The organism is Pelistega sp. MC2 (genome assembly GCF_900099475.1).
Classification (GTDB): domain Bacteria; phylum Pseudomonadota; class Gammaproteobacteria; order Burkholderiales; family Burkholderiaceae_B; genus Taylorella; species Taylorella indica.
The window spans coordinates 445,349-461,083 of record NZ_LT628274.1 but is presented as its reverse complement, the minus strand read 5'-3'; the positions used below and the strand labels follow the sequence as shown (position 1 = coordinate 461,083).

Genomic DNA, 15,735 nt, shown 5'->3' with positions numbered 1-15,735 from the left:
TAAATGGCTTTTTTTATGGATAAATGAAATGATTACATACCAATTAGACGAATTTTTTTTATTTTTTTGTGTTAATCCTGATTATAAAGACAAGCCAAACTTGGCTGTTTTAACGGCTCCACCAGAAATCCCAGATGGGAAAGTGGCTAAGTGGAAAACGGAGCTATGCCCGATTAAAGACGTTACATTTGGTGATGCTGGAACAGGTCAATGGATAATATTAAGCGATAATCGAGGTAAAACACTCTACAACACGATTGATGGTTCCAACTACTCTGGAGACTATATAGGTATTGGTGATTTACCTAATGGTGTTACAGACATTGTCCCGCCGTCACCATTGCACGAATGGAATGGTACAGAATGGTCGATTTCCTCTGAAGTAGAAAGTGAACAAGAGGAAAAAAGAGCCATTACTCTTATAGAAGCACGCATTGCAGATGGCGTAGCAAAATACAATTTTGCTGTTCAGCCGTTACAATACGCAGTTGATTTAGAAATGGCAACACCAGAAGAGGAAACTCTACTTGCAGAGTGGAAAAAGTATCGTGTATTGCTTAACCGAGTAAAATCACAGGAAGGCTATCCATTTGACGTGGAGTTTCCTGCAGAGCCTGTATAGGTATCTTCTGCCATTAAATTTTGAATTAGCTTTATTTGTTCTTTACCATAAATAGATTGAGCAAATTTCTGACTTAACTTATGTGCATCTGGATGATAATACCTTAGTAGCATACGGGTATCTTTATGGCCTGTAATTTTGGCTAGTTCATGTGTTTCGTAAACTTCGGCTAACCTTGATGTCGCTTCATGGCGCAAGTCGTGAAAACGAAGATTGATAAGGTGATGAGGGTTAGGTATTTGCTTTTTCTTTTTACAAAGATGCTCATATTCTTTTCTAGCTCTCTTACATGCACGGTTAAAGGCGGATGTTACGGCTGTTGTTGATATATTAAATAATTTATCCATATTATCATTCTTTGATAAATAGGTGACAAGATAGTACTTGGCAAGTGGTGTTAGAGGAACAAGCCTAGAAGTACCATTTTTTGTATCAGGTAGGTATATTGTGCTTTTTTTAGATCGATAAACTTTTTTCTAATACTGACAAGCTCAGATCGTCTCATAGCTGTTTCTAACGCTAATGTAATGATTAATGGAAGAAAGGATGATTTTGTTGATTGTAATATCCAATCAATTTCATTTGAGGGGCAATCTATAGCATTTACGCCTTTAATTTTAATATCTGTAATTAACCTCCTGTTTCTATCATTAGAAACTGACGGTTTTTTTACTAGTATGACAGGATTTTCTGGAATATAAGACCATAGCCAATCTCTGCGCATAACAGTATAAAGATTTGAAAGAATAGCGAACCGTCTAGAAACTGTGGCTGGGTTTAGGTATTTTAACCATTCATCTTTGATGCGATTAAGGATGGGAGGTTTGATAAGCCCTACAGGTTTATCGTAAATAATAGTTTTAGACCATGCTCGTACTAATGAGGTCTCTTGGTAAAGGGATTTTTTCTTTGATGAAATTTCAATTAAGTAGCGATTAAAAGCTGTTTCAAGAGTAGGGCTTGATTTAAGTTGTCGTAAAGTATGCATAAATCTAATAGTTTATGTATGAGAGGAATGATATGGATAATCAATAAATATAATTAAGTAATTAAACTAATTTAATATTTTTATAACCAGCCCCTGAGTAATTTCAGGGGCTTTTTTATTGGATTCAAAATGGATAGTGAAACAAAAGCAGCAGTGATGAAGATGTCTGTAGCAGGAGCAGGTGCATCATTGTATGGACTTACTTTGAACGAGTGGATGGCCTTGGTCACGATTTTTTATGTCGTGATGCAGATAGGTTTGCTGATACCAAAATATTGGGAACTGATTTTTAAGCGAGGTAAAAAATGACTGATATTAAAAAACAAGTTTTTGGACTGATTGGGTCTGGGGTATTGGCTATTTCAGCTGCAGTGGTGGGGTATTTTGAGGGCAAACGCAATTATGCTTACTTAGATGTGGTCGGTGTTCCTACTATCTGTTATGGGCATACGTCTGGAGTTGCGTTAGGTGATTATATGACGGATGAGGAGTGCTTAACATTATTAAGAAATGATTTGAACGTTTATTACAAAGCCGTTGTGGATAGTGTAAACGTACAGATGACTGAAGTACAGACAGCAGCGCTTGTTAGCTTTGCTTATAACGTGGGCATTGGCGCATTTAAGAAATCTACGTTACTTAAAAAATTAAATGCTGGAGATAGGATAGGGGCTTGTGATGAATTAAGGCGGTGGGTGAACGCAGGAGGGAAACCTTGGAAAGGCTTAATCAATCGCAGAGAAGTAGAACGTTGGATGTGTCAGCTTTAATTTCTTTAAAACATATTAATGGCGTTCAATAAATGTTCTCATTAATAATACATAAAAGAAAACCAAAACTGCGGGAACAGCTTTGGTTTAGAGATTAACCTTCAAATAAATGAATATGATGGAGACCATCACAAGTGAATTTTAACATAGATTTAAAGGTGGAAAAAGTGCTAGAAAAGTATGAGAAATCCTCAAGAGTACGCACATTAATCAATAGGTTGGTATTTATATTATTTCTGTTTGTTTTTGGAACATTTATTTCGGCTATTCGATGGTGGTGATATGTATAAAAAATATCTAATCGGATCAGGAGCAGTCATTTTGACTGCTCTTTTTGTTTATACGTATGGGCAGTATCAATATGGAATCGGTAAGAAAGACGCAGAGACGGCTCAATATTTAGCTGATTTAGAACAGTTTAAAAATCAGGTAAAGCAGTTACAGTCGGTATCTGCTCATATCTCGCTTTTATCAACACGTCTACAGTCAATATCTGACGATATTATTAAGGAGTATAACAATGAAGTTATTCAAAATCCTCTGTCTACTGACTGCATTATGTCTAATGGCAGGGTGCGTCTCATCAACGACATCATTAAGGAGAGCACCACTACCCGTCAATCTAGCCAAGTCTTGCCCAGAAGTGCAACAAATAAGTAGTAACTCATGGGACGCACTCGCACAGTCTTATATTCAATTAGTACGTGACTATACAGACTGTGCGATGCGCCATGATGCTGTGGTTAGAATGTGGGATAAGTAGTAAGTTATCTCATCAACGCTTCTTTCATGCAAGGGAAGATGTGATGCATTCTATCCCACGGTTCTGTATAGCCATAGATTGGACTATGCTTTTTGCCTTCTGGTGGGCATTGAGCAAGAATTTTTTCAAATAAAGGCAGCCTTTCTAATAGACTATGCTGATATTCAAAGCCTTGGCTGTATAGTGAGCCAGCATGTGCGTTACCCAAGAGGCGTAATGGTTTTTCTAACCAACGTATGGTGTCATTCATATAGCATGCCATTGTAAACACACTCATGATGTCATAAACTTCTTCCTTTGTAAAAGTGAATGTGTTGCTAATAGGTGCAATATGTGTTGTTTTTGTGTTATCTTCTACAAGCTCCCACTCGACATAGTGCCGTTGAACAATGCTTACCGCTTCTGTAAAACTTTCCTGAGGTATTTTGCGATAAGGTACTTTGTAATGTGACTTTAACTTGCTCCATGCTTGTACTATCGCTCCTGCTTGTTTATCTCGAGGGAGTTTTTTGGCATTATTAACCACCAATTCTCTCAGTGATTTTTGTTGCTCTTCGGTGAGTAGATCCGTTGGTTTCACTGTGTAGCTGTAACCACCAGTTTTGCGGATCGTGGGGAGGACTTCAGAAGTGACCCAACGACGGAATTGTTTTACTTGTTCTTTACGACTTTTGAAAGCTGCATGATATAGTCCACTTTCCGAAATAATTAAAATATTTTGCTTTCCACCAAGGGTACTCATATTATGAGTACCCTTTTCATCATCATCTAAAATTCGAGTCAGATTTGATGCATCACGATAGCCGAAAATTGTAGCAACTTCTGAAGCGATGAACCAAGCTTCATTGTCTTTGTTGATGACTTGGATAGATTGAGTTTTGAAATTAAAAGTTGTGACATTCATTGTTTTGTCCTTTTCTAGAGGAACCAACAAAGGCTGTTGGCGGCCAAGAGCTAGAAACCGTAAAACAGGACGGCGGACGTATTTCCACGAGGGTATTGTATTAGTCGCACTCTCGGCCATAGAAATCTATGGACGAAACAATAGCCACAGACTGACGGGGTGGCTCAACCGCTGTTCTAAGTGTTTCTAGCACTTAGACTCATCATAACTCATCAGACAAGGTTTGTAAACAGGAGTTGGTGGTGAAATTGTGGGGTGAATGAAAATAATAACGACCAAATAATAAAATGACACGTTTTAATCACAACAGCAAATTGATATATTGATTCAGATAGTGTATTTATTGCTTCGAATTTTCTCTATAGCCTTTATCCACAAGGCTATGGTCTTTTTAGAGTTGTGGCAAAATTGTGCCATTTTGATGTCAAAAGCAGTAGAAAATAGTGGAATTAAGACGAAAATTACAGAAACTACATTTTCTAACTATTTGATTTTATTGAGTTTTGAAAAATCAATGGTCGGAGCGGCGGGATTCGAACTCGCGACCCCTTGCACCCCATGCAAGTGCGCTACCAGGCTGCGCTACGCCCCGACTAAGTCAGCTATTCTAGCATAGTATTTTGGTAAAATAAATAGTGTCTTTTTAATTATTAAAATCAATAACTTGGCTATTAAACCATGTTGCTTCACTAATCTCTTGATCAAAAAAATCAATATAAATTTTGTTAGTTTTACTACTTACGTGGTAGTGCAAAAGACAATTATTTTCTTCATCGTAGAATAGACCTGATATACCATCGGCATAGTCAGGAATATAGCCGTATCTCATAAAATGCAGGTAGATATCCTCGGCTTCTTTGCCTAAATAAGGTGAGTCAGCATCAGTGCATTTTGGATAAATACATCTTGGTGCAAGTGGTAGATTAGGATGCAATTTTATTTTCATCATTAGACTTTATCTAGACAAAGTTTATTATTTACAGGAATGTTGAATTAGTATACGCAATTATTTAATACGGGCGTGTATCACAGGACATAAATATCCTAAATATTTGCTATAGGGCGTAATGTTCTTCTTGTTAGCAACGCTTAATTACTTAAACTAATCCAGCAATGTTTTATCCATGCAAGGGGCTATTATTTTGGTAGTTTCTTTGGTAATGTTTAGCATTTAGTATTATATGCCAGTGCAAGCACATAGGCAGAATAGATAGTAAAAGGTGCCATTACGAGCATAAGCGAGATGGTAAGCATTACTATTGATCATTCGCTATATGTATTAAGTAGAAAAAGCACTATTAAGTGTTTTTCTATTGCCTATCGTTTTTGGGGATCAGTGGTTGGTAGGGTAATTATCAATTCGACAAAATAAAACTTATTTTGTGTTATAATGCAATGTATTATAAAAAGGATGGAAAAATGTACACCATTGTTGAGAGTGAAATCTTTAAAGGTAAGGTAGGAAAAATCTGGACTGAAGAAGAGCGTTTAGAGTTTTTTACTTATCTTTCTCAAAATCCTCTAATGGGTGATGTAATCAAGGGGGCTCAAGGCTTACGTAAAATCCGATGGCAACCCCCTGGAAGAGGAAAAAGAGGAGGGGCTAGGGTTATCTATTTCAACGTATTTGATGATGGTTTTATTTTGGTTTTAGATGTTTATGTAAAAAATGAACAAGAAAACCTATCAAAAAAAGATTTAAAGTTACTTTCGGAGCGTAAAAATGCTTAAGAAACAAATTAAAGAAGCGACAAAAGACTGGGATATTGAGGCGATGTTGCAAGCGGTGGTCAGAGATGATCCAGAGATGAAAAAACATCAAGAGAGTCTACGTCAAGCCTTATTAGAGGCTAAGAGTGGACGCTTTGCTCGTAAAACAGAGGTTGAGGTGTCCCCTATTGTCCAGACTCGTCATAAAGTGGGCTTATCACAAAGTAAGTTTGCGAAACGCTTAGGAATTTCTGTTAATACTTTAAAATCGTGGGAGCAAGGGCAACGAAACCCAAGTGGTGCTGCCTTAAAACTCATTCAGCTGTTGGAGAAGCATCCTGATTTAGTGATGGAGTTGGCTTAAAAAAACAAAACCCACTCGGGGAGTGGGCTAGGGAAGATAATTTAACTATCTACTATAACCAATTTTTATCAATAAGCTAGTTTTTAAAAATCTAACTTATTGATTTTACTAAAAAATTGGTCCTCCCAGCTGGACTTGAACCAGCGACCAAAGGATTATGAGTCCTCTGCTCTAACCAACTGAGCTATAGGAGGTAAGCTGCCTATTATACTTTATTTTGTAGATTTTGCAAAAATTTAATTAGAATCTGAGAAGAAATAAAGCGAGCTACTTCTGTTAAAAAACGTTTGAAATCTGTATGAGCGGTCTGATCTGCTTTATCAGAAATAATACGCATCACGGTAAAAGGTATGTCGTATTCATAGCAGACTTGTGCAACAGCTGCGCCTTCCATTTCTGTACAGAGTCCTTCAGGAAAGACGGAAATAAGGTCAGCAGCAGTTATTCTATGTCCAACAAATTGATCACCACTAAGAATAAGTCCTTGATGAATGCGTAGGTTATCTAAAGAGAATGTTTTGAAAGCATCACGAGAAATGATCTCATGGATATTATCGTTGATACTTGGATCTAAGAATTCATGTGCTGAGTGTAGTAAGGCGTGATTTAACTGTACATCACTTTCAAAAAATGTCTTGCCTAATAAAGGCACTTCGTAGCGAGGGAAAAAAGGATCTGCGTCTAAATCATGCTGACAAAATGAGGTACCAATAACAATATCACCTATATTCACATTGGGTGCTATGCTCCCAGCTAAACCAGTAAAAATAATTCGTTTAACATTGAAAGATTGGATTAACGTAACGCAAGTGGCACTAGCCGCTACTTTTCCTACTCTAGCTAGAACAATAATGCAATGCTGTCCATAGAGATTACCTTCATAAAAATCGCGTCGTCCAATGGTATGTTTCACCATATGCTCTTTCATTTGATCAAGTAAGTCAGCAATTTCTTCAGGTAAAGCCGCAATAATTCCGAGCGTCATATTAATCGTCCCAAGTAAATAGGGTAAACAGTTTATTGTTAAAAATTTTAAGTAGAAATAATGAAGGGCTTAACATATAAGCCCTTATAGTACCGTATTGAATTAAATTTCTTTAATCCTCAATTAATCTTCCTTGCGTAAGTGAGGGAAGAGTAATACATCACGAATGCTAGCGCTATCCGTAATTAACATCATTAAGCGATCAATACCGATACCACAACCACCAGCAGGAGGCATACCGTACTCAAGTGCACGAATATAGTCAGCATCATAGTACATTGCTTCTTCGTCACCGGCATCTTTAGCACGAACTTGAGCCATAAAGCGTTCTGCTTGGTCTTCAGGGTCATTTAACTCAGAGAAGCCATTGGCAATTTCACGGCCAGTGATAAATAATTCAAAACGTTCAGTGATACCTTCTTTTGTATCTGAAGCACGTGCGAGTGGAGATACTTCAACAGGATAGTCAATGATAAAGGTAGGATTCCATAATTGGCTTTCTGCTGTTTCTTCAAAGAAAGCTAATTGTAGACCACCAAGACCTGCGTTTTTAATGGCAGGATCATTCATATCCGCCCCTAATTTTTTCAACTCACTACGCAAGAAATCACTATCACTAAGTTGTGCTTCTTGGTATTGAGGGGCATATTTTAGTACGGCTTGAACCATTGTTAAACGTTCGAATGGTGACTCTAAGTCTAATTCTCGTCCTTGATGAGTAATTTTTGCTGTGCCTAATGTTTTACGAGTTGTCTCACGAATAATTTTTTCCGTGAAATCCATCATCCAGTTGTAGTCGGTATAGGCTGCATAAAATTCCATCATCGTAAATTCTGGATTATGTCTAGGACTCACACCTTCATTACGGAAGTTGCGATTAATCTCGAATACACGTTCAAAGCCACCAACGACTAAACGTTTTAAGTAAAGTTCAGGCGCAATTCTTAAGAACATATCCATACCCAATGCATTGTGATGGGTAATGAATGGCTTGGCAGAGGCTCCTCCTGGAATAGGGTGTAGCATAGGGGTTTCGACTTCTAGGAAACCAGCTTCTGTCATTAAACCACGAATTGCATTCATGGCAAAACTACGTTTTTTAAAGGTCTCACGTGTTTGCTCTGTCATGATAAGATCAACATAGCGTTGACGGTAACGCAATTCTTGGTCAGCAATACCATGGAATTTATCAGGAAGAGGGCGTAGCGATTTGCTAATTAATTCAACAGATTGAGCATGAATAGATAGCTCACCTTTATTGGTTTTAAACACACGACCTTTTACACCTAAAATATCACCAATATCCCAGGTTTTAAATGCCTCGTAGACATCCTCGCCAATATGAGCTTTGTCTAAGTAGACCTGAATTCTACCTGTTGAGTCTTGTAAAGTGGCAAAACTTGCCTTACCCATGACACGCTTTAACATCATACGACCAGCGACACAAGCAGGAATTTCTTTAGGGTCTAATTCAGCCTTTTCTAATGAGTCATAGGCTTGATGTAAAGCTTGAGCTGTATTTTCTGGACGAAAACTATTGGGGAACGCTACACCTTTTTCTTGGCGGATCTTATCTAACTTTGCGCGTCGTTCAGCAATTAATCGGTTTTCGTCGAATTCAGGGGTTTGAGTTTGTTCTGTCATGATTAGTCTTTAATTAAACGAATATCTGCAAGGGTTTGAGTAGCAAAATCATCACTTAAACGATATTTTAAAATTTTATCTGCTACTTCATAAGGAGCACTAAGTGCTTGGTTTGTATGTAAATCTTTAAATCGTTGTAGATTAGGAAAGTCGTCTACGGTGGAATTACGAATATTAGCTTGCATACCTGTATCTAAAACACCAGGAGCTAACGATACAATTTTTGCAAAAGGAGCTTCTAGTTGAGCCACTTCACTATAACGGTCTAAGGCGGCTTTGCTTGCACAGTAAACAGCCCATCCAGGGTAGGCTGAACGCGCTGCTCCTGAGGAGATGTTGATCACTTGGATGTTAGCACCAGAATGTTGTTGACAAGCAGTAAGGAACACACTAGTTAGTGTGATAACGGAAGCAATATTTAGATTAAATGTATGCGCAATTTCTTGTGCTTTGTCAGATGTCAGCCCATTAAATTGCTTGATAGGACCTAGCTCGCCAGCATTATTAATTAATAAGTAATTATCAAAAGATTGATTTAAATATGAATCAATTTGACGGGCAATACAGCTTACTTGTTCCATATCGCTCAAATTTGCCGAGAAATGAATATGCTGACAGCCGAATTGCTTGGCAAAAGAGGAAATCGTTTCAATCTCATCTTGGCGAGCAATAGTGATTAAAACCTTGCATTCCTTAGCTAACTTTTCTGCTAGAGCAAGTCCCAATCCTCTGGATGCACCTGTGACAATGGCAATAGTCATTAGATTCCTTGTTTTAAACTAGCTTCAATAAATAAATCCAAGTCACCGTCAAGTACTTTTTGAGTATTTGAAATTTCAACATTGGTACGTAAATCTTTGATGCGACTTTGATCCAAGACATAAGAGCGAATCTGATGTCCCCAACCTACATCTGTTTTTGCATCTTCCAGTTTTTGTTGGTCAGCCATACGTTTGCGCATCTCTAACTCATAAAGTTTTGAACGAAGCATAGACATAGCCTCTGCTTTATTACGATGCTGAGAACGGTCGTTTTGGCATTGCACGACAATACCTGTTGGCTGGTGGGTAATGCGAACGGCAGAGTCCGTTTTATTAATATGCTGACCACCAGCACCACTAGCACGATAAGTGTCAATACGTAAATCAGCGGGATTGATGTCAATCTCAATAGAATCGTCAATTTCTGGGTAAACATATAAACTAGCGAATGACGTATGTCGACCATTAGCTGAGTCAAAAGGGCTTTTGCGAACAAGGCGATGAACACCACTTTCTGTTCTTAAAAAGCCAAACGCATATTCACCTTCAACTTTAATGGTAGCTGATTTAATACCAGCAACATCACCGTCAGATTCTTCTAGTACTTCAGTTTTAAATCCTTTGCGTTCGCAATAGCGTAAATATTGGCGTAATAACATAGAAGCCCAGTCTTGCGCTTCAGTACCACCAGCTCCTGCCTGAATATCGATAAAGCAATTCATCGGGTCAGCCGGATTGTTGAACATACGTCTGAATTCAAAACCTTCAATAATTTCGCCATATTTTTTAGCATCTTCTTCAATGGCTAAAAGTGTTTCATCATCATTGTCACTACTGGCGAGTTCGAATAGATCTTGACTATCTTTAATGGATTGTTGAAGCTCAGTTAGAACAAGGACAATATTTTCTAGGTTCTTTTTTTCTCGACCGAGTTCTTGTGCTTTTTCAGGATTTTCCCAAATTGTAGGGTCTTCCATTTCTAGATTAACCACTTGTAGGCGCTCTGACTTCGTATCAAAGTCAAAGATACCCCCTAAGGGCTTTTTCACGCTCTGCATAGTCAGCTAAAGTGTCGGCTAGCTGATTCTGACGTTCAACTTCCATGTAAATTCCAGTGATAATTTTAAAGATTAAGCTGATTATTTTACCTTATTTAGACTAATTAGATACAGTCTGAACCGCTAATCATTGAATTTGCTTGAGAAAATGAATAAAGTGCATGAATAAAGAACAAGACGACAAAAACAAGAAACATCTATTACATAGAAAAATTTCTTGTTGCTTGCTCAAAATACGGGGATTTAACTAATTATTTAGGCTGATTAATATTGCCAAAAGCACCACCAACTGTACCGACTACGCCATCAACAGACGCATTGGGGTCTACCATATGGCAAGCCTGCAAAAGAAGGATAAAGCTGAATAAAATTAATTTTTTCATCATTTTTTACATAGCATGTCTAACCATTAATTGAGTATAGACATTTCCATTCCAGTAATTAGGGACAAACTCATAGACTAATTCTACGGTATTATCAACACTTTCTGTGTGATTAAACCAAATAGCATCAAATATCATACCATCACGTTCTACTTGTAGTTTTAGGTGTTTTTCTTTTAATAATCGCTGATTTCTAACGCTAAAGACATCTCTAAATAAGGGGGGAGGAAAACCTGCACCCCAGACAAATTGACTCAAGCCAACCGCTGTTTCTGCTGTTGCATAAGCGACATCTAAAGATCCATCGGTTTCGATTAGGGGATAAAAAGTCGTTTTACCACTAATATCGACAACCGCTTTATCAAAAGCTTGAATGAATTCAGTAAAGTCTTGCTCTGCAATGGTTAATCCTGCTGCCATAGCATGACCACCAAATTTATGAATGAGGTTAGGGTGGCGCTTTGATACTAAGTCAAGAGCATCCCTGAGGTGGACATCAGGAACAGAGCGTCCTGAACCACGAATTTCTCCTTCATCACCTGGTGCAAAGGCTAAGGTAGGTTTCCAAAACTTTTCTTTTAAACGTGAAGCAACAATACCGACTACGCCTTGATGCCAGTCGGCATTAAAAATACAAATAGAATGTTTAAGTGTAAAAGAATCACTTTCTATTTCTTCTAATGCCTGCTCGCTCATGTCTTGCTCAATATTACGGCGTGCTTGATTCCATTGATCTAATTCTTTGGCTAGGGATAATGCTTCATCATAGTCTTGGCTAATGAGGCAACGGATACCAATACTCATATCGGCTAAACGGCCAGCGGCATTGATACGTGGCCCAATTTTAAACCCTAAATCCATACTATTTGCTTGGTAAGGATTTGTTGACGCAACATCAAATAAGGCTCGAATACCGTACTGCATTTGACCAGAACGGATTTTGTTTAAGCCTTGTGTCACTAGAATTCGATTGTTTGCATCTAGTTTGACGACATCGGCAACCGTACCCAAAGCGACTAAATCAGCTAATGAATCCAAACGAGGCTCAGAGATAGTCTGAAAATGACCTCGTGAACGTAACTCACTACGTAAAGCGATTAGGGTATAGTAGATAACACCTACACCGGCTAAGTTTTTAGAAGGGAAAGTACATCCTTTTTGATTTGGATTGATAATAGCTAATGCATCGGGGAGAATATCACCAGGTAAATGATGGTCAGTAATGAGGACTTCCATGCCATACTTTTTGGCTTCAGCAACTCCATCGACACTGGCAATACCATTATCGACAGTGATCAAAATATCTGGCTTTGGATCTACTCTCTCCATAATCACATTAATGACAGCGGGTGATAAGCCATAGCCTGTTTCAAAACGATTAGGCACAACAAAATCAACATTGGCGCCCATCATTCGCAATCCGAGTATCCCTACTGCACAAGCTGTTGCACCATCGCAATCATAGTCAGCAACAATTAGGAGGCGTTTACCCGATTGGATAGCATCAGCCAAAATTTTTGCCCCATTCGTTACTTGAGAGAGTAAAGAGGGGGCGATAAGCTGTTGCCAAGATGTTTGCGTCTCAGCAATATCCGATACACCACGAGCAGCCCATAGTTTAGCCATAAAGGGATTTACCCCTTGCTGGATAAGTTTCTCAGCGTAAGAGGTATTAACGGTACGATTGTTTACTTGGACAGAGACCACCATTGCTTCCAGTTGTTTTTGTTATTAAAAATAGATTTCACCCACGAATCAGGTGTTAGGGTAACAATTCTATCAAAACCTATTAGTTGAATTTGCTCTATTTCTTTCTGATGAGAATTTAATTGTTCATCAATGCTAGGTAAGGTGGCTAACCAAGTCCCCCAGTCTTGATGTAAATGAGGTAAATATAATTTATCTATAATCAATGTCTGGGTATTCTGGTGTTTTTCAGTGTTAGACAAAGGCTGCATAAAATGATTCAATTGCGCTCCCCCATAAATCCAAGCATGATTGAGTGGTTTTAATCGCTTTTGTTCTCTAGCTTGGTTGACGGGATGATTAAAAAGAGTCATTTGTACTTCATTTAAGAGTGCACGTAATTCTCTTGGTAGTGATAATTGACGATACCAATCGTTAAGATTACCTGTCGCTAATAAACTAGGGCTTGGTAATGGGTGGTTAAAATTAGCTCCCATATCAATCAAAGCATAGCGATGATTGTGGTCTAGAAAAGTAAAAGGTGTTTGTTCAAAAAGCGATTTAACCGTGTCAAATAATTGCAGGGTCTCACTTTGCTGTGCACCTAGTTCATCATATAGAAACAGACTGGCATTATTTAATCCCATCTCAGCGTGGCTTAGCTCCATTAAATAAATGTTTTCTGATGGATAAGTGTTAAAATGCTGAGAACTATGGTAAGCGTAAAGAATACCTAAGCCTTTGGCACAATACCCATCAAGGTGTTGATAGTGTGCTTTTTGGAGTTGATAGTATTCATAAGGTGTGCAACCGATGGATTCTAAATCAAACCATTGTGTACTGGCAGAATGGGTTTGTAATAGGCGAGTAAAATGCGGGGCTTGTTTAGGTAAATAAGCCTCACTTTCTTTTGCCATTGTCGTGTGGGGTAATGCCCCTAAAATAATTATTTCCATAGCTGAAATTGTACCTGTATTTATTTTAATTAGAAGAATTATTGTGAATTTACCTTATGAAATTTGGATTGGTTCTCGTTATGCTGGATTGACGAGATCCAAAGGAAGAGGGAAAAAGCGGGATCGCTTCGTCTCTTTTGTCGCGGCAAGTTCGATGGCAGGGATTGCCTTGGGTGTCGCTGCATTGATTGTTGTTTTGTCGGTAATGACTGGTTTCCAAGTGCAAGTCCGAGATCGGATGTTATCTGTATTACCTCATATTCAAGTGTATAACCCAGGTGTACCAGCGACAACAGCTATTGAGGATTGGAAAAACCTCAAAGAGCTTACGATGAAAAATCCTGAGGTAGTAGGTGCATCTGCTTTTGTGGCAGCAAGTGCCATGTTAGCACGTCAAGACTCGTTAAAAGGCGTAGAGATTCGAGGTATTTTGCCTGAATCAGAGGGTGATGTATCAGATTTGCCAAAGCAAATGCAACAAGGGGATTTGGCTTCTTTACAACCGGGGTCGTTTAATATGGTGCTAGGGACTAGAGCGGCAGCTCAGTTGGGCGTTGAGCTTGGAGATACCGTGCTAGTGATGTCTCCTCAGGGGTCAATGAATCTAGCGGGATTTTCACCAAGGATGCGGCAATTCACTGTTACAGGTATTTTTGCCTCAGGTCATGCTGAATATGATTCAAATTTAGCCTTTATTGCGGTTAAGGATGCGGCAGTCTTATTTAGAGATTCTGGTATAGCAGGTGCTCGTCTCAAAATTAAAGATATGATTAAAGCACCACAAGTGGCGAATGAATTAACGAACAGTTTGCCACCAGGATATATTTTGAGAGACTGGACGTATGATAATCGCACATGGTTTGCAGCGGTCAAAACAGAAAAACGTATGATGTTTATGATTTTGGCGTTGATTGTAGCTGTGGCGGCATTTAATTTATTATCTTCTTTAGTGATGTCTGTTAAAGATAAACAATCAGATATTGCTATTTTAAGAACATTAGGCGCAAGTCCTAAATCTATTGCGGGTATTTTCTTGGTACAAGGCTCTTTGATTGGTATTTTGGGAACCATCATTGGCGTGGGGTTAGGTTGTCTAATTGCTTATAATATTGATGTGATTGTGCCATTTATTGAAAATCTTCTTGGTACTCATTTTATTGACCCGGGTGTTTATATTATTAATCAATTACCTTCACAAGTAGAGCTTGATGAAGTGGCAACAGTTGGTATTACATCGTTGGTGTTATCGTTATTAGCAACGTTATACCCAAGTTGGCGTGCGTCTCGTTTACAACCTGCGGAGGTTTTACGTCATGACTAATCAAACAGTTTTACAGATTAATGCTGTGACGAAGTCTTATTTCGATGGGACAGAGCATCTTGAAATTTTACGAGGGGTTGATTTATCTGTCTCTCAAGGTGAAATGCTAGCTATTATTGGTGCCTCTGGATCGGGCAAAAGTACCTTATTGCATATAATGGGTTTATTAGATCAGCCAAGCTCTGGGGAGCTTTGGATTGATGGTACAAATGCAGCCAAACTGAATGAAAATCAGCGTAGTAAGTTACGTAATCAAAAACTAGGCTTTGTATATCAATTCCACCATCTACTACCTGAATTTACAGCATTAGATAATGTGGCTATGCCATTGATTATGCGTAGAGTTTCTTATGCTGAGGCGCGTCAGCAGGCAGAAGTAGTATTGGGTAAAGTTGGTTTAGCGGAGCGTATCCATCACCGTCCTGGGGAGTTATCTGGGGGAGAAAGACAACGTGTAGCTTTAGCGAGAGCATTGGTCGCTAACCCTGTGTTGGTGCTAGCAGATGAGCCAACGGGTAATTTGGATACGGAAACAGCGGAGAGTATGTTTAGTTTGCTTAAAGAGGTTAATAAAGAGTTTAATACCGCTTTTATTATTGTGACTCACGATCCCAAACTAGCGGCTTTAGCCGATCGTCAATTGGTGATGGAGAAAGGCGTATTAAGAGGGTAGATAGTCAGTGATTTATGTGGTTGGATAGGTTTTATCAATTATGCTGAAAGCCTGTCCATTGATATTAATCAAGAGAAATTTATTCACACCCTACGGCTAAGTTCAAAAGGTCAGTTTAAAACTGACCTTTTTTATGGAAATTATTTC

Annotated in this window: 19 protein-coding genes and 2 tRNA genes; 8 read left to right on the top strand and 13 right to left on the bottom strand. The window is 38.5% G+C overall.

All coding sequences use genetic code 11. From position 1 onward, the window contains the following. Nucleotides 1-28 precede the first annotated feature (28 nt). Nucleotides 29-622 carry a tail fiber assembly protein gene (locus BQ4443_RS03910; protein WP_071058128.1) on the top strand — a complete coding sequence of 198 codons (594 nt, stop codon included), beginning with the start codon at nucleotides 29-31 and terminating at the stop codon, nucleotides 620-622. On the opposite strand, the gene BQ4443_RS03905 is transcribed toward BQ4443_RS03910, so the two are convergent. Both BQ4443_RS03905 and BQ4443_RS03900 read right to left on the bottom strand, forming a co-directional pair. Further along, complete coding sequence (locus BQ4443_RS03905) at nucleotides 583-1,068, bottom strand: tyrosine-type recombinase/integrase (RefSeq protein ID WP_083331845.1); 486 nt, start codon at nucleotides 1,066-1,068, stop codon at nucleotides 583-585. The two genes, BQ4443_RS03910 and BQ4443_RS03905, sit on opposite strands and share 40 nt — an antisense overlap. Further along, nucleotides 1,020-1,610: a site-specific integrase gene (locus BQ4443_RS03900; protein WP_071058126.1), complete on the bottom strand. Its 591-nt coding sequence runs from the start codon at nucleotides 1,608-1,610 to the stop codon at nucleotides 1,020-1,022. Before BQ4443_RS03900 ends, BQ4443_RS03905 begins: the two co-directional genes overlap by 49 nt. A 129-nt stretch (nucleotides 1,611-1,739) precedes the next feature. Between BQ4443_RS03900 and BQ4443_RS03895 the strand changes: the two genes are divergently transcribed. From BQ4443_RS03895 to BQ4443_RS12300, 3 genes are all read left to right on the top strand, one after another. Next, on the top strand, nucleotides 1,740-1,919 hold the full coding sequence (locus tag BQ4443_RS03895) for a phage holin family protein (RefSeq protein WP_071058125.1): 180 nt from the start codon (nucleotides 1,740-1,742) through the stop codon (nucleotides 1,917-1,919). Beyond that, on the top strand, nucleotides 1,916-2,380 hold the full coding sequence (locus BQ4443_RS03890) for a lysozyme (protein ID WP_071058124.1): 465 nt from the start codon (nucleotides 1,916-1,918) through the stop codon (nucleotides 2,378-2,380). The genes BQ4443_RS03895 and BQ4443_RS03890 overlap by 4 nt, the downstream gene beginning before the upstream one ends. Nucleotides 2,381-2,900: 520 nt before the next feature. Continuing rightward, nucleotides 2,901-3,143, top strand: coding sequence for a hypothetical protein (locus BQ4443_RS12300; protein ID WP_143000549.1), 243 nt, complete (start codon nucleotides 2,901-2,903; stop codon nucleotides 3,141-3,143). Nucleotides 3,144-3,147: 4 nt separating this feature from the next. Here BQ4443_RS12300 and BQ4443_RS03880 read toward each other — a convergent pair whose 3' ends face one another. From BQ4443_RS03880 to BQ4443_RS03870, 3 genes are all read right to left on the bottom strand, one after another. Further along, nucleotides 3,148-4,167 (bottom strand): BRO family protein, encoded by a 1,020-nt coding sequence (locus BQ4443_RS03880; RefSeq protein WP_143000548.1) that lies wholly within the window; start codon nucleotides 4,165-4,167, stop codon nucleotides 3,148-3,150. 395 nt (nucleotides 4,168-4,562) lie between these two features. After that, a tRNA-Pro gene (locus BQ4443_RS03875) sits at nucleotides 4,563-4,639 on the bottom strand. Between the two features lie 51 nt (nucleotides 4,640-4,690). Beyond that, nucleotides 4,691-4,996: a hypothetical protein gene (locus tag BQ4443_RS03870; RefSeq protein ID WP_071058121.1), complete on the bottom strand. Its 306-nt coding sequence runs from the start codon at nucleotides 4,994-4,996 to the stop codon at nucleotides 4,691-4,693. 470 nt (nucleotides 4,997-5,466) lie between these two features. Between BQ4443_RS03870 and BQ4443_RS03865 the strand changes: the two genes are divergently transcribed. Together BQ4443_RS03865 and BQ4443_RS03860 are read left to right on the top strand one after the other, a co-directional pair. Then, complete coding sequence (locus BQ4443_RS03865; RefSeq protein WP_071058120.1) at nucleotides 5,467-5,778, top strand: type II toxin-antitoxin system RelE/ParE family toxin; 312 nt, start codon at nucleotides 5,467-5,469, stop codon at nucleotides 5,776-5,778. Continuing rightward, a complete protein-coding gene (locus BQ4443_RS03860) occupies nucleotides 5,771-6,121 on the top strand; it encodes a helix-turn-helix domain-containing protein (RefSeq protein ID WP_023950112.1) in 351 nt (116 codons plus the stop codon). Before BQ4443_RS03865 ends, BQ4443_RS03860 begins: the two co-directional genes overlap by 8 nt. A 117-nt stretch (nucleotides 6,122-6,238) precedes the next feature. Here BQ4443_RS03860 and BQ4443_RS03855 read toward each other — a convergent pair. The 8 genes from BQ4443_RS03855 to BQ4443_RS03825 all read right to left on the bottom strand — a co-directional run bounded on the left by BQ4443_RS03855 (nucleotide 6,239) and on the right by BQ4443_RS03825 (nucleotide 13,594). Continuing rightward, nucleotides 6,239-6,315, bottom strand: a tRNA-Ile gene (locus tag BQ4443_RS03855). 11 nt (nucleotides 6,316-6,326) lie between these two features. After that, the gene (locus tag BQ4443_RS03850; RefSeq protein ID WP_071058119.1) at nucleotides 6,327-7,106 is read right to left on the bottom strand and encodes a 5'-methylthioadenosine/adenosylhomocysteine nucleosidase; all 780 of its coding nucleotides are present in this window, start codon (nucleotides 7,104-7,106) and stop codon (nucleotides 6,327-6,329) included. 123 nt (nucleotides 7,107-7,229) lie between these two features. Next, complete coding sequence (gene lysS / locus BQ4443_RS03845; RefSeq protein WP_023950110.1) at nucleotides 7,230-8,750, bottom strand: lysine--tRNA ligase; 1,521 nt, start codon at nucleotides 8,748-8,750, stop codon at nucleotides 7,230-7,232. Nucleotides 8,751-8,752: 2 nt separating this feature from the next. Further along, a complete protein-coding gene (locus tag BQ4443_RS03840) occupies nucleotides 8,753-9,511 on the bottom strand; it encodes an SDR family NAD(P)-dependent oxidoreductase (RefSeq protein ID WP_023950109.1) in 759 nt (252 codons plus the stop codon). Next, nucleotides 9,511-10,615, bottom strand: a protein-coding gene (gene prfB, locus BQ4443_RS03835; RefSeq protein WP_143000547.1) for a peptide chain release factor 2 whose coding sequence is annotated in 2 segments (ribosomal slippage) — nucleotides 9,511-10,533 and nucleotides 10,535-10,615 — 1,104 coding nt in all. Because the reading frame shifts where the segments join, the coding sequence is not laid out codon by codon here. Before prfB ends, BQ4443_RS03840 begins: the two co-directional genes overlap by 1 nt. A gap of 205 nt (nucleotides 10,616-10,820) precedes the next feature. Beyond that, nucleotides 10,821-10,955, bottom strand: coding sequence for a hypothetical protein (locus BQ4443_RS12600; protein ID WP_256330876.1), 135 nt, complete (start codon nucleotides 10,953-10,955; stop codon nucleotides 10,821-10,823). Between the two features lie 3 nt (nucleotides 10,956-10,958). After that, on the bottom strand, nucleotides 10,959-12,659 hold the full coding sequence (gene recJ, locus BQ4443_RS03830) for a single-stranded-DNA-specific exonuclease RecJ (protein ID WP_071058300.1): 1,701 nt from the start codon (nucleotides 12,657-12,659) through the stop codon (nucleotides 10,959-10,961). Next, complete coding sequence (locus tag BQ4443_RS03825) at nucleotides 12,641-13,594, bottom strand: hypothetical protein (protein WP_143000545.1); 954 nt, start codon at nucleotides 13,592-13,594, stop codon at nucleotides 12,641-12,643. The genes recJ and BQ4443_RS03825 overlap by 19 nt, the downstream gene beginning before the upstream one ends. Before the next feature lie 40 nt (nucleotides 13,595-13,634). Between BQ4443_RS03825 and BQ4443_RS03820 the strand changes: the two genes are divergently transcribed. After that, nucleotides 13,635-14,915 carry a lipoprotein-releasing ABC transporter permease subunit gene (locus BQ4443_RS03820; RefSeq protein ID WP_031274224.1) on the top strand — a complete coding sequence of 427 codons (1,281 nt, stop codon included), beginning with the start codon at nucleotides 13,635-13,637 and terminating at the stop codon, nucleotides 14,913-14,915. Next, nucleotides 14,908-15,588, top strand: coding sequence for a lipoprotein-releasing ABC transporter ATP-binding protein LolD (gene lolD / locus BQ4443_RS03815; protein ID WP_023949943.1), 681 nt, complete (start codon nucleotides 14,908-14,910; stop codon nucleotides 15,586-15,588). The genes BQ4443_RS03820 and lolD overlap by 8 nt, the downstream gene beginning before the upstream one ends. Nucleotides 15,589-15,735 lie beyond the last annotated feature (147 nt).